This window comes from Acinetobacter sp. A2 (genome assembly GCF_012371325.1).
Classification (GTDB): domain Bacteria; phylum Pseudomonadota; class Gammaproteobacteria; order Pseudomonadales; family Moraxellaceae; genus Acinetobacter.
In genome coordinates this window covers 1-24,273 of the sequence record NZ_JAAZQX010000005.1, presented here as the reverse complement: position 1 = coordinate 24,273, position 24,273 = coordinate 1, and the positions used below count along the sequence as shown (strand labels likewise).

21 protein-coding genes and 3 pseudogenes are annotated in these 24,273 nt (G+C 40.0%); 14 read left to right on the top strand and 10 right to left on the bottom strand.

Features of this window, described 5'->3' with window-relative positions; genetic code table 11:
• The 3 genes from HHA43_RS03195 to HHA43_RS03185 all read right to left on the bottom strand — a co-directional run bounded on the left by HHA43_RS03195 (position 1) and on the right by HHA43_RS03185 (position 3,770).
• Positions 1–1,290, bottom strand: coding sequence for a serine hydrolase domain-containing protein (locus HHA43_RS03195; RefSeq protein ID WP_168460638.1), 1,290 nt, complete (start codon positions 1,288–1,290; stop codon positions 1–3).
• A 93-nt stretch (positions 1,291–1,383) separates the two neighbouring features.
• Positions 1,384–2,238, bottom strand: a complete 855-nt coding sequence (locus HHA43_RS03190; protein ID WP_168460636.1) for a MaoC family dehydratase — start codon at positions 2,236–2,238, stop codon at positions 1,384–1,386.
• 140 nt (positions 2,239–2,378) lie between these two features.
• On the bottom strand, positions 2,379–3,770 hold the full coding sequence (locus tag HHA43_RS03185) for a 3-oxoacyl-ACP reductase (RefSeq protein WP_168460635.1): 1,392 nt from the start codon (positions 3,768–3,770) through the stop codon (positions 2,379–2,381).
• A gap of 239 nt (positions 3,771–4,009) precedes the next feature.
• On the opposite strand from HHA43_RS03185, the gene HHA43_RS03180 reads away from it, so the two are divergent.
• A complete protein-coding gene (locus tag HHA43_RS03180) occupies positions 4,010–5,524 on the top strand; it encodes an acetyl-CoA C-acetyltransferase (protein ID WP_168460634.1) in 1,515 nt (504 codons plus the stop codon).
• Between the two features lie 101 nt (positions 5,525–5,625).
• Here the strand turns inward: HHA43_RS03180 and aceI are convergent, their stop codons facing one another.
• Complete coding sequence (aceI, locus tag HHA43_RS03175) at positions 5,626–6,054, bottom strand: chlorhexidine efflux PACE transporter AceI (RefSeq protein ID WP_168460632.1); 429 nt, start codon at positions 6,052–6,054, stop codon at positions 5,626–5,628.
• Between the two features lie 107 nt (positions 6,055–6,161).
• On the opposite strand from aceI, the gene HHA43_RS03170 reads away from it, so the two are divergent.
• The 4 genes and pseudogenes from HHA43_RS03170 to HHA43_RS03155 all read left to right on the top strand — a co-directional run.
• Positions 6,162–7,052 carry a LysR family transcriptional regulator gene (locus tag HHA43_RS03170; protein ID WP_168417430.1) on the top strand — a complete coding sequence of 297 codons (891 nt, stop codon included), beginning with the start codon at positions 6,162–6,164 and terminating at the stop codon, positions 7,050–7,052.
• 89 nt (positions 7,053–7,141) lie between these two features.
• Positions 7,142–8,128, top strand: a complete 987-nt coding sequence (gene tal / locus HHA43_RS03165; protein ID WP_168460630.1) for a transaldolase — start codon at positions 7,142–7,144, stop codon at positions 8,126–8,128.
• A 98-nt stretch (positions 8,129–8,226) separates the two neighbouring features.
• Positions 8,227–8,907, top strand: coding sequence for a leucine efflux protein LeuE (gene leuE, locus HHA43_RS03160; RefSeq protein WP_168417432.1), 681 nt, complete (start codon positions 8,227–8,229; stop codon positions 8,905–8,907).
• 75 nt (positions 8,908–8,982) lie between these two features.
• Positions 8,983–9,282: pseudogene (locus HHA43_RS03155) on the top strand (benzoate/H(+) symporter BenE family transporter); the annotation flags it as partial.
• A gap of 8 nt (positions 9,283–9,290) precedes the next feature.
• Here HHA43_RS03155 and HHA43_RS03150 read toward each other — a convergent pair.
• Together HHA43_RS03150 and HHA43_RS03145 are read right to left on the bottom strand one after the other, a co-directional pair.
• Positions 9,291–9,830, bottom strand: coding sequence for an IS630 family transposase (locus HHA43_RS03150; protein WP_126038012.1), 540 nt, complete (start codon positions 9,828–9,830; stop codon positions 9,291–9,293).
• Positions 9,826–10,302: a helix-turn-helix domain-containing protein gene (locus tag HHA43_RS03145; protein WP_168541693.1), complete on the bottom strand. Its 477-nt coding sequence runs from the start codon at positions 10,300–10,302 to the stop codon at positions 9,826–9,828. Before HHA43_RS03145 ends, HHA43_RS03150 begins: the two co-directional genes overlap by 5 nt.
• A gap of 57 nt (positions 10,303–10,359) precedes the next feature.
• Between HHA43_RS03145 and HHA43_RS03140 the strand changes: the two are divergent.
• A pseudogene (locus HHA43_RS03140) lies at positions 10,360–11,240 on the top strand (benzoate/H(+) symporter BenE family transporter); the annotation flags it as partial.
• A gap of 39 nt (positions 11,241–11,279) precedes the next feature.
• On the opposite strand, the gene HHA43_RS03135 reads toward HHA43_RS03140, so the two are convergent.
• Entirely contained in the window at positions 11,280–12,266 is a 987-nt protein-coding gene (locus tag HHA43_RS03135) for an alpha/beta hydrolase (RefSeq protein ID WP_168460628.1), read from the bottom strand.
• A gap of 289 nt (positions 12,267–12,555) precedes the next feature.
• On the opposite strand from HHA43_RS03135, the gene HHA43_RS03130 reads away from it, so the two are divergent.
• Positions 12,556–13,005 carry a universal stress protein gene (locus HHA43_RS03130; protein ID WP_168460626.1) on the top strand — a complete coding sequence of 150 codons (450 nt, stop codon included), beginning with the start codon at positions 12,556–12,558 and terminating at the stop codon, positions 13,003–13,005.
• 89 nt (positions 13,006–13,094) lie between these two features.
• A complete protein-coding gene (locus tag HHA43_RS03125) occupies positions 13,095–13,541 on the top strand; it encodes a universal stress protein (RefSeq protein ID WP_168417435.1) in 447 nt (148 codons plus the stop codon).
• A gap of 162 nt (positions 13,542–13,703) precedes the next feature.
• Here HHA43_RS03125 and HHA43_RS03120 read toward each other — a convergent pair whose 3' ends face one another.
• Together HHA43_RS03120 and gorA are read right to left on the bottom strand one after the other, a co-directional pair.
• Entirely contained in the window at positions 13,704–13,922 is a 219-nt protein-coding gene (locus HHA43_RS03120; RefSeq protein WP_171525232.1) for a hypothetical protein, read from the bottom strand.
• 493 nt (positions 13,923–14,415) lie between these two features.
• A complete protein-coding gene (gene gorA, locus HHA43_RS03115; RefSeq protein ID WP_168417437.1) occupies positions 14,416–15,768 on the bottom strand; it encodes a glutathione-disulfide reductase in 1,353 nt (450 codons plus the stop codon).
• Positions 15,769–16,016: 248 nt separating this feature from the next.
• Between gorA and HHA43_RS03110 the strand changes: the two genes are divergently transcribed.
• The 4 genes and pseudogenes from HHA43_RS03110 to HHA43_RS13325 all read left to right on the top strand — a co-directional run.
• Entirely contained in the window at positions 16,017–16,229 is a 213-nt protein-coding gene (locus tag HHA43_RS03110; RefSeq protein ID WP_168417438.1) for a hypothetical protein, read from the top strand.
• A 400-nt stretch (positions 16,230–16,629) separates the two neighbouring features.
• Positions 16,630–18,597, top strand: a complete 1,968-nt coding sequence (locus HHA43_RS03105; protein ID WP_168525350.1) for a BCCT family transporter — start codon at positions 16,630–16,632, stop codon at positions 18,595–18,597.
• A gap of 136 nt (positions 18,598–18,733) precedes the next feature.
• A complete protein-coding gene (locus HHA43_RS13330) occupies positions 18,734–19,003 on the top strand; it encodes a transposase domain-containing protein (RefSeq protein ID WP_416240598.1) in 270 nt (89 codons plus the stop codon).
• A pseudogene (locus HHA43_RS13325) lies at positions 18,964–19,370 on the top strand (transposase); the annotation flags it as partial. The gene HHA43_RS13330 and the pseudogene HHA43_RS13325, both read left to right, overlap by 40 nt.
• Positions 19,371–19,474: 104 nt before the next feature.
• Here the strand turns inward: HHA43_RS13325 and pepN are convergent.
• Positions 19,475–22,084 carry an aminopeptidase N gene (gene pepN / locus HHA43_RS03095; protein ID WP_168541691.1) on the bottom strand — a complete coding sequence of 870 codons (2,610 nt, stop codon included), beginning with the start codon at positions 22,082–22,084 and terminating at the stop codon, positions 19,475–19,477.
• A 420-nt stretch (positions 22,085–22,504) separates the two neighbouring features.
• Between pepN and HHA43_RS03090 the strand changes: the two genes are divergently transcribed.
• Positions 22,505–22,762 (top strand): hypothetical protein, encoded by a 258-nt coding sequence (locus tag HHA43_RS03090; RefSeq protein ID WP_168417441.1) that lies wholly within the window; start codon positions 22,505–22,507, stop codon positions 22,760–22,762.
• 162 nt (positions 22,763–22,924) lie between these two features.
• Positions 22,925–24,082, top strand: a complete 1,158-nt coding sequence (locus HHA43_RS03085) for a hypothetical protein (protein WP_171525559.1) — start codon at positions 22,925–22,927, stop codon at positions 24,080–24,082.
• Positions 24,083–24,273: the final 191 nt, after the last annotated feature.

The window sequence follows — 24,273 nt, the reverse complement described above, 5'->3', positions numbered from 1 at the left end:
TTAAAACCAGCCTTTACACCCTTGCAACTGCCGATCTGCACAGCGAATCGCTTCCTGACTCAACCCCCAAAGTCGATAATCACCAATTAAAGAACCTGCAGCAAAATTATGGGTATAAGCAAAGCTGAGCTGACGCTCAGGATCACACCACGCCCCTGAACCATTAAAGCCCATGTGTCCAAAACCATTTGATGCCTTACCCAAACTTAAAATACGGTGATACCCCAAACGCCAGAGCATCGGGATAGGCATAACCCGATCACGCTGTCGGTATTGTACTTGGCTTAATTGTTGAAAGATCGCAGGCTGAATGAATTGCCGCCCATCTAAAGAGCCACCCTGCGCCAACATGGCATAAATACGTGCCAAACTTTGCGCGCTAAAAACGCCATTGGCTGCAGGAATCACAGCCTGTAAACCCTCATCGCTAAAAAAGCTAAAACTTTTCATACCTTTGGGAATCATACCATCCTGAAAGTCTTGCGGATCTTGCCCACTCCAAGCAATGGCTTTATCTAAAATAGACACAGGACGCTGCACAGACTTAGATTTTGGGGATGGCGATGTTGATACCTTATTGGCTGGAGGTGTTACGGATTTTGGTTGAGTAACAGGTGTTGTTTTAAATGGACGTGCGACACGGGAAAGCTCAGATGCAGGTACACCAAAATAAGCTCCATCCAAAGCCAAAGGTTCAACCAAATATTGCTGCATCAACTCAGCCAAAGATTGCCCTGTGGCTTTTTCTAAAATTCCCCCAACAAGCCAACCAAAAGTTAGAGGTTGATAAGCCGCCTCAGTAGCCACTGCAAAACGTGGTTTAGCTTGAGCCAAAACATTCAGCATGTGTGACCAATCTGCCATTTCAGTTGCATCGGCAATGATATTGCGAATGTCATACAAACCACTTTGATGACTCAGCACATGCCTTAGCGTCATACTGGCTTTGCCATTTTGAGCAAATTCAGGCCAATACAGACAAATGGGCGTATCGTAATCGAGCAAACCCTGACTGACTAAAATATGCGCAAGTGTTGCCAACACCCCTTTCCCTGTGGAATAACACACCGATAACGTATCTGACTGCCAGTCTTCAGTCGCGGATTTCTTACCCGTCCATATATCGACAACTTTTTGACCCTGAAAATATACTGCAAGTGCCGCACCGCCTTGTTGAGTACGTGCATCTTGCAGGCGGCTAAATTGCTTGGCTAAATCTTCAAATTCAGGTGTAACCCATCCCGCATAATTTCTAGTTTGTGCAAATAGGTAATCTTTAATGTGTTGCATGTTCCCATCCATGGAATTGTTAGACACTGCGACCTAAATTTAACGCCGCAAAAAGAGAAAGCCTAAATTTACAAAATTTAGGCTTTTATCTATTTATAGCGCAGTAACTGTTCCTGTTACATGCGGTTTTTGATTTTTACTGTTACGAATCAAAAAGTCGGTATTTTTAGCTTCCTTTGCAGTTAAAAACTCAACTTTTGAAGGCAAATACATTGGGAGTTTGAACCAAACATCGGCTTCATAGGCATCTGGCAAAGTTAAGCTTGATAAAGCTTTAGCTTTACTCCACATACCGTGAGCAATGGCTTGTTTAAATCCAAATGCTTTTGCGGTAATGGCATGAATATGAATCAGGTTAAAATCACCAGAGGTTAAGGCATAACGGCGTCCCGTATTTTCAGAAACTTCCCATTCAGCCTGAACAGCATAATTAGGAGCTTTACTTTCTGCTGCTTTGCTTGCTGCTTTAGTGGTGGTTTTTTGACGAGCTAAATACGTGGTAATGCCTTCAATAACCACGTCATTTCCTACTTTTACAGTAGTGATAAAATCAAACTGCACACCTTTGTCGTGCGGTTGAAGCTCACCAAATTTACATGACAAAGTCAGCTGTTCATTCACCCCAACTTTACGACTTTGCTTGACTTGATTGCGAATGTGCACCAAACCCAAAATTGCAAAAGGAAAAGCTTCTTGCGTCATCATGTGCATTTGCAGACTTTGCGACAAAACAGCCAAGTAAATTGCTGGAATATAGCCGTTGTTTTTAAAACCTGTTACTGCGTTATAGGCTTTTAAATGCTTTTGATCGACCTTAAATGAATCCACCACATATTCAACTTGCGGCAGCACTTTTTCGCCTTTGGGCTTTTTAAAAATTAAGCTCTGAATCACTTTAGGATAGGCTAAATACGGTTTTGGAAGTTGACTAAAATGGCGAGTATTCATACTGAACCTTTGAGAAGTTTTTCTAATTTATTTAATGGAGTTCTCTCTCCCGTTGAGAGAGAGCTAGAGAGAGGGTGAATAATATATCCCCTTATCTCCCTCTCCTAAATCCTCTCCACAAGGGAGAGGACTTTAATGTGTTAAGCCCCTAACAAACTTTGACCACAGACACGAACCACGTTGCCGTTGATCCCTGTCGATGCAGATGAAGCAAAGTAAGCAATGGTTTCTGCAACATCTACAGGTAAACCACCTTGACTCATTGAGTTCATACGGCGGCCCGCTTCACGAATAGCAAATGGAATTGCAGCAGTCATTTGCGTTTCAATAAAGCCTGGAGCAACTGCGTTGATGGTAATACCGTTGTTTAGAACTGGTGCTGTAAACTTCACGACACCTACCACACCTGCTTTTGACGCTGCATAGTTAGTCTGACCTAAGTTACCCGCAATACCTGAAATTGAAGATACGCAAACAATTCGACCATTGGCATTAAAACCTTCATTTTCTAACAAGTAATCATTAACACGCTCAATTGCAGACAAGTTAATGTTAATTACCAAATCCCAAAGCTCTGGTTTCATATTCGCCAAAGTTTTGTCACGGGTAATGCCGGCATTATGCACAATAATATCCAAACCACCCTGCGCAGCAGCAGCTGATTTAATTTGCTCACCTGCATCTGCAGCAGTAATGTCAATTGCTAAAGTTGAACCACCAATTTCAGCAGCAACACGGTCTAGGTCAGCTTGCTGTTGTGGAACGTCCAGGCAAATCACATGTGCACCATCACGAGCCAATACATGGGCAATCGCTTCACCAATACCACGACTTGCACCCGTTACCACAGCAGTTTTACCTGCCAATGGTTTTGCCCAGTCTACATCAACTGTTGCAGCATTCGACACACGAATAACCTGACCTGAAACATAAGCAGAACGTGGAGAAATAGCAAAACGTAAAGTTGATTCTAGGTTTTCACCTGCGCCTTGATCGACATAAATTAAGTTAGCGGCAATGCCTTTTTTGAACTCTTTGCCAACTGACTTCACAAATCCTTCCAATGCACGCTGAGCAATGGCTTTTTTGACGCTGCCCGCAGTTTCTGGTGTTGTTCCCACCACCACCACTCGGCCAGAAGCCTGAATTTGGCGTGCAATTGGGTTAAAGAAATCATACAGTGCTTTTAATTGTTCTGAATTTTCAATACCTGAAGCATCAAATACCACAACTTTAAATTTAGACTCTTTATCGCCTGAGTTAAACGCACCTAAATTTAAGCCTACTTTTGCTGCAGCCTGTTGCAATTCTGCGTTATTGCCCGCGTAACTGTTGGCATGTACATTGGCCAATACTTGTGCAATTGCTGCAGACAAGTCGCTTGCAGGTGCTGCGCCTAAAAGTACCGCACCTTTTACCACAGGTGTTGCAGACTCAAAACGCTCTAAAAAAGTTGGGGATGGAAGACCCAAATTTTTAATAACAAATTTACCAATAGGAGATTTAGCAAATGTTTGGTATTGATCAGTCATGGTTATTATCTCTCATAAATTCATTTTTTGATGGAATACACGTTATCTTTAAACATCAATATGATGCCAAATGCCCGCATTTCAATAGCGCCACCCGTTTCTGCTAAATCATACTTGAGTTAATAATCAGATGTCTTGACCTGAATGCATTCTGCAATGTCATTGTAGTCAATTCAGCTGTCATACTATTATGCTAATGTACGCATCAAGTAGACCTTTAACATGCTTGGAAAAGCCTTATGAGCAAGACAACTCAAGAAAATCCAGCAGTGGAAAATTCTGCAACGGAAAATGTGTCAAATACATCAACTGGTACTAAACGTACAAGCAAAAGTACTAACACTGCAAGCCGTTCCAACACGAGTACGACAAAAACTACACGTACCCGCACGACCAGCCGTGCTAAAACAACTGCTTCAACGCAAACAAAAGCACCTTCTAATACTAAGACCTCTGTTCAACAGGATAAAATTATGAGCCAAAACACTGTTCGCCGCGTTGCTATTATCGGTGGTAACCGTATTCCTTTCGCACGTTCAAATGGTGCTTACTTTAGTGCATCTAATACAGATATGTTTACAGCAGCATTAAATGGCTTGGTTGAACGCTTCAATTTACAAGGTCAGCGTTTAGGTGAAGTGGTTGCTGGCGCAGTACTCAAACACAGCCGTGACTTCAATATGACCCGTGAGTGCGTACTGAATACTGCCCTTGCACCTGAAACACCTGCTTACGATTTACAACAGGCGTGCGGTACTGGTTTGCAAGCTGCATTTTTAGTCGCCAATAAAATTGCTTTGGGTCAAATTGATGTAGGTATCGCAGGTGGTGTAGATACTACTTCTGACGCACCAATTGCCTTTGGTGATGGTTTACGTAAAGCTTTGCTTGAACTCAACATTGCAAAAACAGGTAAAGACCGCTTAAAAGCATTAACTAAAATCAACGTTAAAGACCTGATGGATGCGCCACGTAATGGCGAACCACGTACTGGTTTATCTATGGGCGACCACCAAGCAATTACAACGCTTGAATGGGGCATTTCTCGTGAAGCGCAAGATGAACTCGCAGCATCTTCACATCAAAAAATGGCTGCTGCTTATGATGAAGGTTTCTTTGACGATCTCATCACACCATTCTTAGGTTTAGAGCGTGACAATAACTTACGTGCAGATTCAACTGTAGAAAAACTAGCGAAGTTAAAACCTGCTTTTGGTAAAGGTGATGCGCGTACCATGACTGCGGGTAACTCTACCCCACTTACCGATGGTGCATCATGTGTATTGCTTGCATCTGAAGAATGGGCAAAAGCCAACGGTCATGAAGTCTTAGCTTATTTGACTTTCCAAGAAACTGCAGCAGTTGATTTTGTAGGTAAAAAAGAAGGCTTGTTGATGGCGCCTGCTTATGCCGTACCACGTATGCTTGAGCGTGCGGGCTTAACTTTACAAGACTTCGATTATTACGAAATTCACGAAGCGTTTGCATCTCAAGTATTGTCTACCTTAAAAGCATGGGAAGATCCAAACTTCTGTAAAGAACGTTTAGGTTTAGAAGCACCTTTAGGTTCAATTGATCGCAGCAAACTAAACGTTAAAGGTTCATCTTTAGCGGCAGGTCACCCATTTGCAGCAACAGGTGGTCGTATTATTGCAACTGCAGCCAAACTTCTGAATCAAAAAGGTTCTGGTCGTGTATTGGTTTCAATTTGTGCCGCAGGCGGTCAAGGTGTAACAGCAATTATTGAAAAATAATTCTGTCTTAACCTGATTTAGATTCAAATAAAAGCCACTTTGCAAGTGGCTTTTTCTATTGTGTGGCACCTACTGCAACGACACAAGTAGTCGCTTCTAGTTTATGTGCGGTATTGAGGTGCATAACCTAATTTAGCCTCAATATGGTCATAGCAATATTGGAAAATAAAGGTATAGACCAAAATGCTGAGCGTCATCACCAAATCAACTAAAATCGCCTGCCCGATCGACATTTGTAAGGCATAGGCCACCATTGGAATGGTCGCGAGCATCAGTCCGCCTTCAAAACCTACGGCATGTAATACCCGTATTTTCAAGGTTCTATTGAGTTTGTGTTTGGCTTCAAACTTTTCAAAATAATGATTAAACAGCATATTCCAAAGCACCGAAGTCACTGCCATTGCAATACCTAAACCACCAGTAACTTGCATGGGCATTTCAAATACAAAACTAAGTGCCAAAGCAATAATAATTAATAAAACTACTTCATAGCTCAGCGCATGTAGCAATCTTCTTTTGGAAATTAACATGATCCCACTCAATGACGTTAAATACTGAGGAGTATTTTATGTTCATAGTTTTGAACGTTCGAGTTAGAATCTATCAATAATATTGAAAGATGAATCAAGTACCAATAATGAATATCAACCAAGATCAGCTGATTATTTTTATAACTGTCATGGAAATGGGTTCTTTTTCCGCAGCTGCACGTAAATTAAATAAAGTACCGTCTGCAGTCAGTATGTCGATAGCCAATTTAGAAATTGATTTAGACTTAAATCTGTTTGAGCGAGTTGGGCGTGAACCTATTCCCACTCCACAAGCCCAGATCTTGTATGAAAAAAGCAAACAACTGCTTATCGAAATGAAACAATGGAAGCAGCATGCTTTTGCCCTCAGCTCAGGACTCGAATCACATTTAAATATTGTGGTGGTGTCTGAATTACTACACACACGCTGGACAGATTATATTGTGCTGTTAGAACAGCAATTTCCAGAATTACAGATCAATATTTTCTCTGCCCCGCAAGAAGATGCACTACAGCTGCTCATGACCCAAGCAGCCGATTTAGCATTTATGTTTGAACGTGAACAATTACAAAGCAGTGAACAATTTGTTGAGTTAAAGCGCGAAGTTTTAGTACCTGTTGCGGCCAAACACACCGCATTGGCTGCTTTATCTCAGGTGAGTTTTGAGCAAATTGCACAGAGTCGGCAAATTGTGGTGGCCAGCCGTGATCAACAGATTAAACCTGAATTATTGTTCTCTAAACAGTATTGGCGTACCGACAATCATCACTCTGCCTGCAGCATGATTAAACAGGGTTTAGGCTGGGGTGTCCTGCCCTTAGAAATGCTAAATGAATATCCCGAATTGCAAACCGAATTGAAGATTTTGCAATTGCTCGACTTCACACCGAAATTTGAATATTTTGTCGATTTAGTCTGGAGTCGGGAAAGCCAACTGGGTGCTGCTGCTCATTTTTTGATTAATCACGTCCGAAATCTGAGAAAAACTGGCAAATAATCTATAAACTCGGCCGCTTTTGACTTGGGTTAAAAGCTGTTTGTGATATAACTGAATGTATAAGCATTAACCTAAGAACTAGATCTCGCATGACCCAGACAGCCTTACACCAATTAAAAAACTTAACCACAATTGTTGCAGACAGTAGCGACTTAGCTGCGATTGAAAAGTTTCGTCCTTTGGATGCGACCACCAACCCATCTTTAATTACTGCTGCAGCCAATCAACCTGAAAATAAAGCCTTAATTGAAGCAGCATTTGAACAAGCTAAATCAGAAAACTATACAGGCGATGCACTGGTTGAACGCAGCATTGATATTTTAACGGTCAAATTTGGTGTTGAAATTTTAAAGCTCATTGAGGGGCGTGTTTCAACGGAAGTAGATGCATCTTTGTCTTATGACACAGAAGCGACCATCGCCAAAGCCAAAGCATTATTGGCGTTATATGATGCTTATGGTATTTCTTCAGACCGTATTCTGATTAAAATTGCTTCAACGTGGGAAGGAATCCAAGCCGCAAAAGTATTGGAAGCTGAAGGAATTCATACCAATCTAACCTTATTGTTTGGTTTGCATCAAGCACATGCCTGTGCAGATGCCAAAGTCACCCTGATTTCACCATTTGTAGGTCGTATTCTAGATTGGTATAAAAAAGCTGAAAATGTCATGTATTACCCAATTGAAAAAGATCCGGGCGTACTTTCAGTGAAGAAAATTTATCAATTCTACAAACAGCATCAAGTACAGACTGAAATTATGGGGGCAAGTTTCCGTAGTGTTGATCAAGTGTTGGCTTTAGCAGGCTGTGACTTACTCACTGTTGCACCAAATTTATTGGCAGAACTTGAAGCTGATGAGCGTGAAGTACTCGCTGCATTATCTGCAGATGACATTCAAGTTCAGGCAGAACCACTTGCTGCCATTGAAAAAGAGCAATTTAAAGCACAGCTTGAAGCTGACTTAATGGCCTTTCAATTATTGCAAGGTGGGATTGATGGCTTTATTAAAGCGCGTGAGCAACTTGCCACCCTATTACGCCAGTCGTTTGGTTTAGATGTAGACATTAAAGCTTAATCTTTAAGCTAAACCACGTATCATCCATAATATTTAGTAAGCCGCTTAACCGATGTTGCTATAATCCAACATCGGTTTTTTATTGGGATGAGTTGGCAGTGTTTGGTATTACAGACCTCAGCACATTCATCATTGGCACGACATTAATTGTGCTTTTACCTGGCCCAAACTCTTTGTATGTGATGTCTGTGGCCTCACGTTTTGGCATCCGCACAGGTTATGCCGCTGCACTAGGTGTGTTCACTGGCGATCTGATTTTAATTTTATGCACGATTCTTGGGGCAGCATCTTTATTACATGCTTTTCCATGGCTATTCACCTTATTAAAAGTTGTTGGTGCGCTCTACTTAGGCTATTTAGGTATCAAACTGCTGATGGCAGCCTATAAAACATGGTTTCCAATTTTTCGAATAAAACTTGCATCATCTGCAGCTGCGCCACCTACAACGACCACGATCAGCCCCGAACAAACAGCACAGATACATCCTTATCGTACAGCCTTGATGATTAGCGTGATTAATCCTAAGGCTATTTTGTTTTATTTATCGTTTTTTGTGCAATTTGTTCATCCTCATTATGCTCACCCAATGCTCAGTTTTGCTATCTTGGCTATCGTCTTGCAAATCATTAGTATGGGATATTTATCGCTACTGATTTTCTCTGGGGTAAAATTGGCCAGCTATTTTAATCAACGCTATAAAATTGCCGCATTTTGCGTGGCTGTGATTGGGCTACTGTTCTGCGGATTTGGCTTTAGACTGGCGACATCGACCTTATAAAATTTCAAAAACACTTTTGACTACTTGTTCAAATGTGTATCATCACGCTGTAATTGAAAATAACTCTAAGAACTCATGCAAAAACTTTTAAGTGACTTTTCTGTGCCTGCAGTATTTGCTGGCTTTATTACCTTCTTGGTAGGAATCAGTGTATCTGCTGTATTGGTGATTCAAGCCGCCCAAATTCTAGGTGCAAACTCAGCACAAATCAGTTCTTGGTTTTGGGCACTCGGTTTAGGTATTGGCTTAAGTGGGCTAATTTTATCGTGGAAATTTAAATATCCTGTCGCGACATCATGGTCTACTGCGGGATTGGCACTCATTATTGCCACAGGCAGCGGATATAGTCTACATGAAGCCATTGGTGCATTTTTAAGTATCAACTAAAAAGTAAACATGTATTCATTACCAAAACCCTTTGAAATCTGCCCAACCCAACGCTCTATTTGATCTGCCTTCATTACCTTAAAATCCCGCCAGTTATACTTCATCTGCTTCCAAACCATCTCAATTCTATTCAGCTCAGGACTATACGCAGGTAGAAAATACAAAGTCGTTGAATACTCTTGTACAAGAAGCTTGCGCCAATCTACCATCTGTTTGCTGCGATGAATCGAGGCATTGTCAACAATCAACACCAAAGGAACTTGATAGCTGCGTTTCACCTGTGCTGCTACACCCATCAAATAGGCATAAAACCAGCGACTGTTAACGGACTCCTGTAGGCAACTGGTGATCAGATGACCCGTTGACAGGAGACAACCCATCACATTAACTCGCTTTAGTCTTACAGCATCAACCGCATGAACATCGCCTATCTTTGTCCATGCATAACGGTTATCTGGCGTAGCCGAAAATCCTGTTTCGTCGACATAGCCCAATACAATTTCACCACGTGCCGCTTGCTCACGTAATGCTTCAATTTGCTGTTGCGCTTGTCCAAATGCGGTCGGGTCTCTTTTTTTTCAAGCTGTGGCGGGTGCGTTTGAAGACCATGCCTGAATCTCGCAAAAACTTGCGAATAGTTTCAACAGACACGGACACACCGTGTTTTTCATGCAGTTTGACTCGGATTTGTTCTGCATTGAGTGGGCTTGTGTTGACCCACTCTAAGATTTGAGCCTGATAGTTTGATGTCAGTGTATTGGGACGGCCTGAGCGATGACCTTCTTGAATCGATTCAAACTGATGTAGCTCCCAAGGTCGGCGTTGTAGCCTTATGGTTTCTGGGATACGCTCTTGTAACGCAGCAACTTCGGCAACAGTTTTACCTTCGGAAAGCCAGAGAATAGTTTGGGCACGTTGTCTTTCACGCCAATGTGCTGCATGCTTGGTCAGGAGCATTAGTTGTGCACGCTGTTCTAAGCTGAGTGGGACGGTAACAATCCGTGGCATGTGCAAACATCGTTTAACCAAAAATGTCTTTTCGCATGTTTAGTTATTTTTGTCAACTTACTGTGCGGGATACTGACTGCAGTTTTAGGCTTCTTAGGTATTTTTGAAAAAGTACTCAATACCATTCCACAAAGTTTAACTAGCGCCATGCTGGCAGGCGTATTACTCAAGTTTGGTGTGGCGTTATTCACCAGTTTACAAGAGGCATGGGCCTTTATTCTGTGTTTATTGGCAGGCTATGTATTGGCCAAACGCTTTAGTCCACGTTATAGCTTTGTTTTAACGGTGCTAATTGGGGTAGCTTTATGCCTGGTTTTTTTTTACAGTTCCAAATCCCTAATGTGCAATGGGGACTTGCCCAACCTGTTTGGATGCAACCTGAATTCAGCTTGTCAGCGATTTTTGGCTTAGCGTTGCCCTTATTTGTAATAAACATGGCATCACAATATTTGCCAGGGCTGGCCATGATTAAAAGTTATGGCTATACCCCGCATGTACGTCATTTAATTGGCTGGACAGGTACGGCACAAGAGCTGTTTGCACCTTTTGGCTGTTTTAGCGTCAATATTGCTGCAATTAGTGCCGCAATTAGTTTGGATGATCAATCACATCCCGATTCAAGAAAGCGCTATATTGCAGGAATCAGCTGTGGCTTGTGTTATATCCTGATGGGGATTTTTGCTGCCACATTAACCAGTTTGCTAATGTCATTCCCCGCTGTTTTTATTACTGCTTTGGCTGGTATTGCCTTGTTGGGTACGATTGGACACAACATCGCCCTTGCCTTTCAAAATACCACGGAACGAGAAGCGGCATTACTGACCTTTTTATTTAGCGCCTCTGGTGTTCAATTTTTTGGTATTGGTTCAGCATTTTGGGGGCTGATTTTTGGTTTTGTGGTTTTAAGCATTTTTAAGTTTAAACATGCCAAAAACTAAATGACTGCTTTGATTATTGATTCATACCAAATACACCTATCAATCCTGATCTGTAGTACTTAGGATAAATTCCACCGTTTTCGCAAAGGTCTGCTGACTTTCTTTTTGGTGCATAAAAAATTGATATTCATGGATAAGCCATGATTTGCTCTCAGGATAAAACGCTGTGGTGACAGGAATCTTGAACTGTTGCAACGCACGTAGCATTGGCATAGATTGGGTTTCCGTTAAAAAATCTTTATTACCGCCACTAATGAAAACTGCAGGATAATCTGCAGTTAAATGCTGTATTGGGGAAATTTGCGCTAAAAACTCACTGTCCTGTTTACGCTCTCCCGTATAGGCTTGCACCAAATTATATACACCCCACTCCACAATATTCATTTCATCAGGTGCTGTTTCGACAAAAGCGTTTAAATCGTAAATTCCACAATGCAAAATTAATCCTTTGACCTGTTTTAGTTGAATAGAAGGTTTAAAGTCTGACTGTTGTGCAAACTGTGGATTACTCAGCAATGCTGCATAATGACTTGCCAAATTTGCACCAGCCGAATCACCCGCTAAATATAGTTGCTGAGGGTTAATGTGGTATTGCTGAGCATATTGAGTTAAGTGCTGTAAAGCCTGATCAATTTGTTGCAACTGAGTCGGATATGTTGCATCAGGTGCAAACTGATATTGCACGGCAACGACATTAAAACCCTGTTCTGCCAATAATTTAAAATAACCACGTGCATGTGCTTTTGAACCTGCAATCCATCCACCACCATGTATCCAAACAATGGTTGGACGCTTGGCTAAATCTGAAAATTGACTGGACTGATATAAATCAAAAGTTAAATGACTTTGGGCTGCATAGACCAAATCACGCTGAACCAATATGTCTTTGGGCGCATAACGATCCATAATTTTTTGTTGCAAACCAGTGCTAAGATTAAATGCGCTGGCAATAATGCGACTATTTTGCTGAGTCGTCTGACAAGCAGTTAAAAGCAAAGCACACAAACACACCCACAAAAATCTCAAAGCACACCCCAAGTATTTATCAAAACAAGGTTTAGTAAACTCAGGCAATTTAAGCCAATTCAGCTCAAATTAAAAGTATAGAATTTGCAATGCATCCAAGCTATAAATTAATAAACCTTTTATTAATCTGCGCCATTTTTCCTCGCTAAAATCAGTATTTATTTAACTTTTATTTACAAGGTAATTAAATGAATTATCAATAATTTTTCAGATTTTAAATTGAACCTGTAACGACTATATGCTATCTATAAGTTAACGGCGAATAATCATAATTTCTGGAGTTACCCGCATGTCTTTTCAAAATATTTTAGTTCCTGTAGATGGTTCACAAATTTCTTTTTCTGCCGTAAAACATGCTGCTGAAATTGCAAAAGCATTTGACAGTAAACTCACGCTAATTAGCTTGGTTGCCGAAGACCCATTTAATGATTCAGATTTTTATTACAACTATTCCTCTACAATCATGAAAGAATATTTTGTACAAGCGACTGCCAATGCACAAAAAGCACTACATGACGCAGATGCAATTGCACAAGAAATGGGGGTCACTGCTGAAACACGTGTAGTTGAAGGTTTGGTTTCTGCAGAAGGTGTGATTAAAACCGCTCAGGCTGCACAGGCAGATTTAATTGTGATGGGCTCACACGGTCGTAAAGGCTTCCAAAAATTATTATTGGGCAGCTTCGCAACAGATGTATTACGCCACACAGAATTACCTGTGCTTGTGATTAAAGCTTAAACCTTATAATTTCTGATCAAAACACATCAGAAAAAGATAACTTACAGATTTTCATAATTTTTAATTATAGATTTAACCAAGGATTTGCCATGACAACCTATAAACACATACTTGTACCTGTAGATGAATCACCAATGTCTTATGCTGCAGCTGAACAGGCAAGATCACTGGCTAAAGAATTAAATTGCCCTGTCACCATTATGAGTGTAATCGCTGTAGATCCATTTGTAGGGGTTGATTTCTATAAAGTAGCTCCTGCTATCACGGACTATTTCATTCAGGCAGAACAGAATGCACAAAATCGTCTTGCTGAAATTGAGCAATCGTTTAGTCGTGAAGGTATTCAGGTAGACACTAAAATTATTCGTGGTGTTGCAGCTTCTGAAGGTATTGTTCAAATTGCCAACGAAATTGGTGCAGACCTGATTATTATGGGTTCGCATGGCCGTACTGGCGTTAAAAAAATGATGTTAGGCAGCGTTGCACAGAATGTCCTCACTCAATCGCCAGTGCCTGTATTAATTGTTAAAGTTTAATAGATTGCTTGCTTTTATTTCTAAAAGCCAAAATCAAATAAAAAAATCCCGCTCAATCAATGAGCGGGATTTTTCTGGATACAAACTTTTAATATCTTTTCTAAACCACGGGGTTTGCGTGGGCAAATTTAGCAGATTTTTAGATTGAATTCAGTCTAAATCTTAATTCACACGATGTGGTAAGCGGAACATTTCGTGGATATCAGTATAAAAACTACGTCCATCTACATTCAGTTCAATTTCCTGCCCACATTCCAATAATACGTGCTTACCCACTTCCACCCATTTAAAGCCTTCACGGGTATTTTGCATTTTTTTAGAAGCGACCAAAGACACCACAATTTCACGACCATTCACTGCTTTCGCAAGCACTTTTTCCATTTTTTTCAATATTTACACCAATTCATTTACAGATAAAAGCTCACATTAAAAATGTAAGTATAATTTTTAGATACAACAAATCTCAACGCATATTAATCGCTTGCATATTAGGGTTATAAAATGCAAAACATTGAGAGATTCCCACGAGAGAATAAATATGTTTTTATTGTATAGTTACATTATAACATAGATTTAAATACTTTTCACATTATCTATAAAGTTCAGCTAAACAAATACCACATTTATTAATTAAACCTAAATTTTAGGGTTGTGATACTATATAACAAACACAATGGATGGTGTTTGATCGCACAAGCCCACTTCGGTGGGTTTTCTTATAATTAACTATAAATAATAGATACTTACACCCCTAAACACACATCATTACACATACTAAAATTATAGCGTTTGATAAAATCCAAATGTAACTTCCAATTAAAAGAGCACTGATTTTAAAATCAATGCCCTCTTTGACTTGTCACACGCTCACAGATTAGCGCATAGTCACAAATTCTTCTGCAGCAGTCGGGTGAATAGCAACGGTATTGTCAAAGTCTTGTTTGGTTGCACCCATTTTCACAGCTACGGCAAAACCTTGCAAAATTTCATCCATCCCATAGCCAATACCATGTACACCAACCACTTTTTGCTCTGCTCCAACACAGACCAATTTCATTTTAGATGCTTGACGGTGCTGAGTTACAGCCGTGTACATTGAGGTAAAAGAAGACTGATAAACTTTAACCTGATCTTGACCATATTCTGCAATGGCTTGGGCTTCGCTAAGACCTACCGTCCCAATAGGTGGATGGCTAAATACCACCGTTGCAACGTTGTTATAATCCAAATATTCATTTGGTTTTTGATTAAATAAGCGTTCTGACAGTTTACGTCCTGCAGCAACTGCAACAGGGGTTAGTTCAATTTTACCAATAATATCGCCTACAGCATAAATGCCTACCTGATTGGTATTTTGATACTGATCTACGCAAACATACCCTTTTTCATCTATTGCTACATTTGCTGCTTCAAGGTTAATTGCCTGTGTATTCGGTTTACGTCCAATCGCCCAAATCAGACAATCTACCTCATGTTGTGAGCCATCTTCCAAATGTAGCAATAAGGACTGATCGGGCTGTTGGGTGATTTTTTTCGGAATGGCCTGAGTATGTACCTGAATATGCTCATTACGCATACATTCAAGTAATGTTTCACTTAAAAAAGCATCCAAACTGCGCAGTGGTAATTGCTTACGAATGAATAAGCCAACTTCCGAGCCGAGTGCATTTAAAACACCTGCCAGCTCTACGGCAATATAACCAGAACCAATAATCGCGGTACGTTTAGGTAATTTTTCTAAAGCAAAGAAACCGTTAGAATCTATTCCTAATTCTGCACCTTCAATCTCTGGACGTGTGGGTTCAGTTCCTGTCGCAATCAGAATATGATCTGCTGTGTAGTGTTGTTGATTCACTTCTACAGTTTTTTCGTCAACAAATTTGGCAAACCCCTGAATCACATCGACATTATTTTTAGCTAAACCCGATTGATAAGAAGCGTGAATTCGCTGAATGTAGGCTTGTCGATTCTGAATGAGCGTATCCCAATTGTGGGATTTTAATTCAGCATTAAAGCCGTAATCTGGGCCATATTTTTGAATGGCATCGGCAATTTGGGCCGAATACCACATGACTTTTTTAGGTACACAGCCTACGTTTACACAGGTGCCACCTAAGTCTGCTGCTTCAATTAAAGCGCATTTTTTTCCATATTGTGCCGCACGATTCACTGAAGCAATACCGCCACTACCTGCCCCAATTACCAGATAGTCATAATGTTTAGCCATTTTATGCCTCATATTGTGTCATTAATTTGAATACTGATCTGTATTAATTCATCGCAGAAAAACAGTCGTTTTCATTCAAACTAACATACAAGTTTGTATTTCCCAAGTCAGATGAGGTGAGTAAATGTACAACACTCATAATTCCGCTTTTCATGTAAATTCCTTCTCTTACAAAACTGATTATTCACTTAAATTGCATGCATTTAAGGCTATAATATAGCTTTGCTTTTTGTATGATTGGGATAAGTGTGAAACCGCTGTTTTTTGTTTTAATTTGTACTTTTATGATTTCTGGTTGCTCCCAATCTCAACCAACACAACAAGAATTAAGCATGTTTGATGAGCTTGATGCCATCAACAGCAAAATGAATGACCTCTTATTTCGTGATTTGGATAATTACTCTGCCGAGGAGCATGAAAAGATTATTTATAAGGAATATACGCTACTTTATAAAAATTAATATGTGCCAATGGTGCTTAAAAACTCGATACAAGAATATCGACAAAATAATGAGAAAAAATTACTCTCAGAATTAAATGAAATTTACACCGAATACAAAAATGAATATCAAATTCGATGTGAGTAAGACTTATTTTAAAGCATCAAATAGTATCTGTTGAACAATGTTACCAATTTCACAATTCTTTGACTGAATCATGCAAATTAGACCAGAGCTTGACCCACGAATCATAGATTTTACTCAATGGTAAATTCAATGATACAATTCTAAAATAGTTGTTCTTCCGATAAATCAGCATCAAGAACAATCAGCTTCGGATGAATTTCCGACCTTTTTTCACTCTGCATGAAATGTTTCATTTTTTCTTTTTATTTCAACAACTACAAAATACGGGGGAATTATGCCTTCCAAAAAAACATCTTGGTTTGATAACGTCAATCCAAATGTATTTTTTAGTACCGTGATTATTATTGCTGTTTTTTTAGCTCTAGTTTTATTTATTCCAGATGCGTTCAACTTACTTACCAAACAATTAAACCAGTGGATTACCGCTTCTTTTAGCTGGTTCTATGTGCTTGCTGTTGCCATTTTTCTAATTGCACTCACCTGTATTGCCCTATCTAAAATGGGCCATATTAAATTAGGCCCAGACCATAGTGAACCCGAATACAAAAATAGCTCATGGTTTGCTATGTTGTTTACCGCAGGTATGGGGATTGGATTAATGTTTTTTGGTGTAGCTGAGCCTGTCATGCACTATGTTAGTCCACCCACTGGTACCCCTGAAACGATTCAATCTGCACAGCAATCTATGCGCATCACCTTTTTCCACTGGGGTTTACATGCATGGGCTATTTACGCTTTAGTTGGTTTAAGTCTTGCTTATTTTTCTTTTAGACATCACTTACCTTTAAAAGTACGCTCAGGTTTATATCCAATTATTGGTAAGCGAATTTATGGCCCAATTGGCGATGGGATTGATACTTTTGCAACCATAGGAACAATCTTTGGTATTGCAACCACTTTAGGCTTTGGTGTTACTCAAATTAGCTCAGGACTCAACTATTTATTTGGGCTAGAAAATAGCATTCAAACCCAAATTATTTTAATTGTTTTAGTCAGTGCACTTGCATCATTTTCAGTTTTTCTTGGACTGGATAAAGGCATTAAACGACTATCAGAACTGAATATTATTTTGGCGGTAATCCTACTTACATTTGTATTTTTCGCTAGTTCTAGCATCTATGTTTTGCAAACCACCATCCAAAATATTGGCCAATACGTTTCTAATTTATTTGCAATGACCTTTAATCTTTATGCCTATCAACCAACAGGTTGGATTGGCGGTTGGACTATCATGTATTGGGCGTGGTGGATTTCTTGGTCGCCTTTTGTAGGAATGTTTATTGCCCGTGTTTCTCGTGGACGTACCATCCGTGAATTTATTGTTGGGGTATTACTTATTCCAACTGGGTTCACATTGGTTTGGATGGGCTTTATGGGAAATGCTGCGCTATTCAGTATTCTATTTGAAAACCAAGGTAGTTTGGTGGCTGCGGTAGAAAAAGACTCCTCTGTGGCTTTATTTGAGTTTTTAAAGCACTTACCACTCTCAGGTATTTCAAGCTTACTCGCAACAATTTTAGTTTTTCTATTCTTTGTGACTTCTGCTGATTCTGGGTCTTTAATCACTGATTATTTAACAGCAAAAACTGAACATTCCCCTGCATGGCAACGTCTATTTTGGACTGCAACCATTGCTGTACTTTCTATTATTTTATTGATCGCTGGCGGTTTGGAAGCATTACAATCTGCGGTGATTATGAGTGCCCTACCATTCACGTTTATTATGCTGTTGTTATGCTTTGGGCTTATTAAAGCTTTACGTTTAGATGTGACCAAAGTTCAAGCATTACAAAGTGCTCGAATTACGCCTCGCGCCATACATAATCCAAGAAGCTGGCAACAGCGTTTAAGTTTAATTATGCATTATCCGCATAGCGAATCTGAGGTTAAAGCATATATTGAACACAATGTGCGCCAAGCATTTCAAAATTTACAACGGGAATTTCAGCGCCGTCAGCTAGATGTATCTATTGTAGAGGTCGATCATGGCTTATTACTCAAGGTCAATCATCACGATGAAATTAATTTTATTTATCAGGTGGTTGCCAATACCACTCGTGCACCAAGTTTCATGCTGCAGGATCAACATGAAGAAAATCAACAATTCTATATTGCTGAAGTGTTCTTACGTGAAGGTGGTAAAAACTACAATGTGATGGAGTGGACGCAAGAAGACTTACTTCAAGATATTCTGGAACAATATGAACGACATTTATATTTCTTAAACGTAGTGCGCAACTAAACAGTGATTCTTTTTCATTGTTTGATCATTCAAAATAAGAAAAGCCCGCACTTGCAGCAACGCTGTTTACTTAAGCATTTGAAGCGTGGCGGAGTTTGTTAGAGAATCCGATGTCAGGTTTGGCATCGGATTTTTTATGGTGTTTCAGCAGGATCTTCTCGACCTCAACGGTCTGTTTAACTTCTCGGATCTGAATACATTTACTCACAACATCCCCCTTGAGTGGGTTGAGTCTGCAGTTAAATTAAGCAGTTCGGCTACTATCCTCAGGCGACGCTTGCCCGCAGATCAGGTGCTCTGGCTGGTTCTCGGAATGGCGATTTTTCGTGATGAGCCTGTCTATGAAGTGGCAAGAAGACTAAATATTTGGCTAGACTCTATCAAGAACGCTGGGAAATCGAATTAGGTTTTCGAGATATCAAAAGCTCGATGCAGCATAATGCCATCACGCTTCGCAGCAAGACAGTACAGCTGGTTTATCAAGAGTTGTGGGGTCTGTTGCTGACCTACAATATTATCCGGCGAGAAGCGGCATGTGCAGCGGTGGCCTTTGGACGTTCACCTTCGGATATCCGTTTCAAGCCTGTATGCCAGTACATAGCCGTTCAGCTGATTGTGATGGCGAATGCCAACCCATTATGCGGCTATCGGAGCTGAGATCAGGGATAGGTAGCCTGTTTCTGGAAAGGCGTTCGAGGCCAACAACACCCCGAACGGTTAAGATGTCAAAAACCCGTTATCCAGTAGATCGAAATGCTGCCCCTCTTAAGTGAACAGCATTGCGCTCTTGCAGGCTTTTCTTATACAACTTAAATGAATTGTGCTTTTATAGACTGATGCTTGTACATCAATCCAAGCTACTCAAATATAATATCAATTAAACATCCAACATCGAATTTAAGGTCTCAACCACATTCTTGGATTTTACCACTGACTGCAACCCAACCAATGCAGCTCGTACTTGACTACGCTGTGGCTCTGCCAAGGTGTACCAACGCGACAACACTTGTAATAAACGTGCACCGACAATTGGGTTTTTCTCGTCTAAATACTTGGCTAAGTCAATAAAATGCTGAACACCGAAACTCCATGTATTCACAGGGTTGCTATTTAAACCACCACTGACTGAACGAATACGGTTAGGTGTACCCAAATCATAATCAGGATGCGCAGTTAAAACTTGAATGCTTTCAGCTGTCGCTTTTGGATGTGAAGCTTGCACCATAAACCATTGATCAAGTGCTAAAGCTTCATCTTTAAAACGTGTATAAAAATCTTCCAAAGCTGCTTTGGCTTGCGGTGCATCATTCCATACCAAGACACGCAATGCCCCTAAACGCTCAGACATATTTCGAGTTGTTTGATATTGCTGCTGTGCCAGCTCAAACGCTTCGGCATCGCCCTGACGCGCAATTAATGCCAACATGATATTTTTTAACGCACGTACACCCATCGCCTGAGAGAACTCTGGCTGCATATCAGGGTCTAACGCCAAATAGCTTTCTTTGCAGAATGTTCCCAATTCACGCGCTAAGGTATCTAACAGTGCATTACGTTGTTCCTGAATTTTTTCAGGCTGATAGTCCTGATCAATACGGCTGCCTAAGTAACCTTCTGATGGTACATCAAAAAGCCGTGAAGCTAACAACGGATCTTTTTCAATCAATGCAGGCATCGTATTTTTCATAGCTTGCAAATAAGTATCTGCCGCATAGCCATTTAACAAAATACGTTCCAACAGTGTCTGTGCCGCTTGCCACTGGTTAAAACCATTGGTTTCATATTGCATCAGGAATGCCAATTCTTCATTGGAATAATTAAATTCCAAATTCACAGGTGCTGAGAAGTTTCGTAGCAAAGAGACAATCGGTTTTGCTGTTACGCCGCTAAACTCAATATTTGCTTGCATCTGATCAAATAAATACACGCCATCTTGTACATCATTTTCAACCAAAGCATCTGAGTGCAAAGTATATCGCTCACCAGTTTCAGCATTAAATAAGGCTAACGCTACAGGAATAGGCAATGCTTTTAAGTTTGGATATTTAGCATTGCTTTTAAGACTTTGTTTCAGGTTTAAACGATAGACTTGTTTGGTTGCATCATATTCGCCTTGAACTTCTAACTTTGGTGTGCCCGGCTGATTGTACCAAGTCAAGAAATTGGATAAATCCACACCTGAACCTGCACTTAGAGCATTTACCCAATCTTCAACCGTGACCGCCTGTCCATCGTGACGACGGAAATATTCATCACTACCTTTACGGAATTTTTCTTTGCCTAACAAAGTAGACATCATGCGATTAATTTCCGCGCCTTTTTCATACACGGTTGCCGTATAGAAGTTATTAATTTCCACAAAATGGTCTGGACGTGGTGGATGTGAAAGTGGGCCAGAATCTTCAGGGAATTGATGCGCTTTTAGTACTGCTACATCATCAATACGCTGTACTGCCGCAGACTGTAAATCTTCAGAGAAAGATTGATCACGGAAAACGGTTAAACCTTCTTTCAAACATAGTTGGAACCAGTCACGACAAGTAATACGGTTCCCTGTCCAGTTATGAAAATATTCATGTGCAATGACAGACTGCACACGCATAATTGCGGCATCTGTGGTGTATTCTTCATCTGCCAACACACATGAGGTATTGAAAATATTCAGACCTTTATTTTCCATTGCGCCCATATTAAAAGCACTGGTCGCCACGATCATATAATTGTCTAAATCATACGGTAGGCCATAATGCTCTTCATCCCAACGCATAGAATGTTTCAGCGCTTGCATTGCGATCTGGCATTTTGGAATGTCTTTTTCTTCTGCATAAATTTCCAATGCAACATTACGGCCTTCTGAGGTCACATAATGGTCTTTCAATACAGCTAAGTCACCAATCACGCAGGCAAACAAATAACTCGGTTTTTTGGTAGGATCTTGCCATACCGCATAATGGCGTCCCTCGCCCGCTTCACCTGTTTCGAGCAAGTTACCATTGGCCAGTAATACAGGAAATTTTTTGTCAGCTTCGACACGTGTAGTAAATACCGACAACACATCTGGACGGTCAGGGTAAAAGGTAATTTTACGAAAACCTTCTGGCTCATTTTGGGTCACAAATAAATCTGAGCTCGCCTGATACAAACCTTCAAGTTGCGTATTACTTTCAGGGTGAATAATAACCACTGTTTCCAAAGTGAGCTGATCCGGTGCATGACTAATGGTTAATTGCTCACTATCTAACTCATAGTCACTATCAGTAAGTAACTTTCCATTTATACGAATTGATTGTAATTCAAGATCACGACCAAGTAAGACTAAATCACCCGCTGTTTGGCGTTGCATCACTAATTTAGCACTCACTTGAGTGTGTGCATCATAGACCTGAATATCTAATTCAACTGAATCGACCAAGAATGAAGGCTTTTGATAATCTTTTAAATAAATGGTCTGGTTGGCTTCCACGACTGGATTTGCTGCAATATTCATTCTGTCCTCATTCTTTGTCGCAATGCGCTTGTTTTTGTGAAGTTTGTTCGATCATACGACAACTTTCAGCATCTGTCTGTGCATAATCGCTCTAAATCATATCTGCTTATATGGGCATACACACTGAACTTTTCAATCTTGAATGGATTAATGCTGAGCAATCAATAAGGGATCATGCAGTCACTTAAACTGAATAGCTCAGAATGATACAAACGGCATATTTGTTTACAGTGGCTTAAGAGCTTATAGAAAGAAAAAAACATACATTTTTTGCATATCACTACATTTTGTGCACAGTTCTTGCTTTGATAAATATCAAACTTGGCAGCATACTTATTTCTTACTTTATGCTTGAGTTCAAGTTTGAACACAGATCAACATGACCTGTAAATCAAACAAACCGCAATGCAGAGGTGTATCATGTATTTGAAAGAACAATTGATTCGTGTAGAAAACATCAAAACCATTCACGCACTTGCACAGGCAGATATTGATCCTAAAGTTATTGCCCTTTTTATGTGCAGTGAAGGTATTGACATGCAAGCCCATGAAGTCACAGCCATTACAAATACCTACGATGCTTTGGGTACACGTAAAATTCCATCTAAAAAAGTCAAAGCGCTGATTGCAGCCAAAGCCTTAGGCGAGCAAGATGAAAGCCTACCTTGCCCTGTTTAAATTTCTTAGCTTTGCCTAATCACCTACTCACCTTTCTCCTCTATAAAAAATACGGCTAAAAAGCCGTATTTTTTATGCATTAGAAAGGCAAAGACAAGCAGCAACTTTCGTGTAGCAAGCGATGTATAATGAAGAATATTCTATACAATGAGTGTACACATCATAATGCTACAAATTCTTCAAAAACAATTAGATGAAAGCACACTATGCCCTTTGTGTCAGGCATCTATGTATTGGATTGAAGCAGAACAGTATGATCAGGAACTACATTTCCATGAATGTAGCCATTGTGAACACCGCATTTATCAAAATAGCCAGCAAAACTGCCATTGCCCGAGTTGTACCCAACAGCGCAAAAAAATCATGGCAGAAACCCGCTTACAGGAACAGCAAAAGTTTAAAAAGCAGGATGTGCCTGAGCGTGAATTAAACCAATTACGTTTTATTGATAAATTATTTTTACTCAGTATTTTAGATCAGCATGCACAAGAACATATACCGCATGAAGAATTTATAGATTGGGAAAAAATTAAGTATTTGAATATTACACCTAACTATTTTTTTCAGCACGGCATGATCAAACACTTGCTGAAAGAACAAATTCTGATTGCTAAAGATTTTGCCGAAAATGCACAACAATATTACATTAATGTCCGATTAGATGGATATTCAGAACCCAGTTTGTTCAGTATCGCCCAGCAACTCCGCAACTGGTTTTATGAAAACCTAAGCATGGGCACACCGTTTAAAACGGCAGATGAAGTTAAAGATGCGCTGTACTTATTATTGTATCAAGAAATTGTGCAGTTCATGCAGTTTTATTGTCGGACTTGGGGCATACAAATTGCGGGAAACCATAGTTTTCAAACTTTTTGCTACCGCTTACTAGACGTTCTTGCGGTTGGACAAATTTATTACTTAATCCAAACTGCACTGGAATATTTGTACCAACAAAAAGCACTTAAACCGCGCAACGAAAACTTTATTAATACCAACTTGCTAAAAAAAACCTTACAGCAGTATCGTGAACGTGCAGTAAATGAAAAATGGGAAACCTCGACACTGCCACGTCCACCTAATTTACCGTTCAGTTATATGAGCGAAATTTTGTTCTTCCGATTTTTAGGATATGACGAGCGAATTTTCTTCCAACCCGTTTGGCGTTCATGGAAAAAAATTGAAGCGCGACTTAAATTTTATTCACTCAAACGCTGCATGCATTGTGGTTCTGATGAACTGACAGTCGATTATGACGCAGAAAATTACGTATCATTATTTTGTCGTAACTGTAAACACCAAGACCATTACTTTACGCAATAAGTTGCAGCTATAAACGAGAAAGAAATGTCATCATGTGATGTCAGATTACTGCATGGCATTGAATGTTGTGTTTGTTTATAGATGCTGTTCCTTAAAATGTAGTCAAACATAGTAAAGGACTAATTCGCACTCTGTTAATGTCTTGTTGCCAAGCGTGTAACTAGAGCCTGAGTCGGTCAGTTCCGACTTGT

Excerpts from the sequence above, each read along its gene's own strand:
- HHA43_RS03120 (WP_171525232.1), bottom strand. The coding sequence starts at position 13,922 with ATGGAAAAAGTGCTTGCGAAAGCAGTGAATGGTCGTGAAATTGTGGTG.
- gorA (WP_168417437.1), bottom strand. The coding sequence starts at position 15,768 with ATGGCTAAACATTATGACTATCTGGTAATTGGGGCAGGTAGTGGCGGT.
- HHA43_RS03180 (WP_168460634.1), top strand. The coding sequence starts at position 4,010 with ATGAGCAAGACAACTCAAGAAAATCCAGCAGTGGAAAATTCTGCAACG.
- HHA43_RS13330 (WP_416240598.1), top strand. The coding sequence starts at position 18,734 with ATGGTGTTTCAGCAGGATCTTCTCGACCTCAACGGTCTGTTTAACTTC.
- HHA43_RS03195 (WP_168460638.1), bottom strand. The coding sequence starts at position 1,290 with ATGCAACACATTAAAGATTACCTATTTGCACAAACTAGAAATTATGCG.
- tal (WP_168460630.1), top strand. The coding sequence starts at position 7,142 with ATGACCCAGACAGCCTTACACCAATTAAAAAACTTAACCACAATTGTT.
- pepN (WP_168541691.1), bottom strand. The coding sequence starts at position 22,084 with ATGAATATTGCAGCAAATCCAGTCGTGGAAGCCAACCAGACCATTTAT.
- HHA43_RS03125 (WP_168417435.1), top strand. The coding sequence starts at position 13,095 with ATGACAACCTATAAACACATACTTGTACCTGTAGATGAATCACCAATG.
- HHA43_RS03170 (WP_168417430.1), top strand. The coding sequence starts at position 6,162 with ATGAATATCAACCAAGATCAGCTGATTATTTTTATAACTGTCATGGAA.
- aceI (WP_168460632.1), bottom strand. The coding sequence starts at position 6,054 with ATGTTAATTTCCAAAAGAAGATTGCTACATGCGCTGAGCTATGAAGTA.
- HHA43_RS03190 (WP_168460636.1), bottom strand. The coding sequence starts at position 2,238 with ATGAATACTCGCCATTTTAGTCAACTTCCAAAACCGTATTTAGCCTAT.
- HHA43_RS03145 (WP_168541693.1), bottom strand. The coding sequence starts at position 10,302 with ATGCCACGGATTGTTACCGTCCCACTCAGCTTAGAACAGCGTGCACAA.
- HHA43_RS03090 (WP_168417441.1), top strand. The coding sequence starts at position 22,505 with ATGTATTTGAAAGAACAATTGATTCGTGTAGAAAACATCAAAACCATT.
- HHA43_RS03105 (WP_168525350.1), top strand. The coding sequence starts at position 16,630 with ATGCCTTCCAAAAAAACATCTTGGTTTGATAACGTCAATCCAAATGTA.
- HHA43_RS03130 (WP_168460626.1), top strand. The coding sequence starts at position 12,556 with ATGTCTTTTCAAAATATTTTAGTTCCTGTAGATGGTTCACAAATTTCT.
- HHA43_RS03185 (WP_168460635.1), bottom strand. The coding sequence starts at position 3,770 with ATGACTGATCAATACCAAACATTTGCTAAATCTCCTATTGGTAAATTT.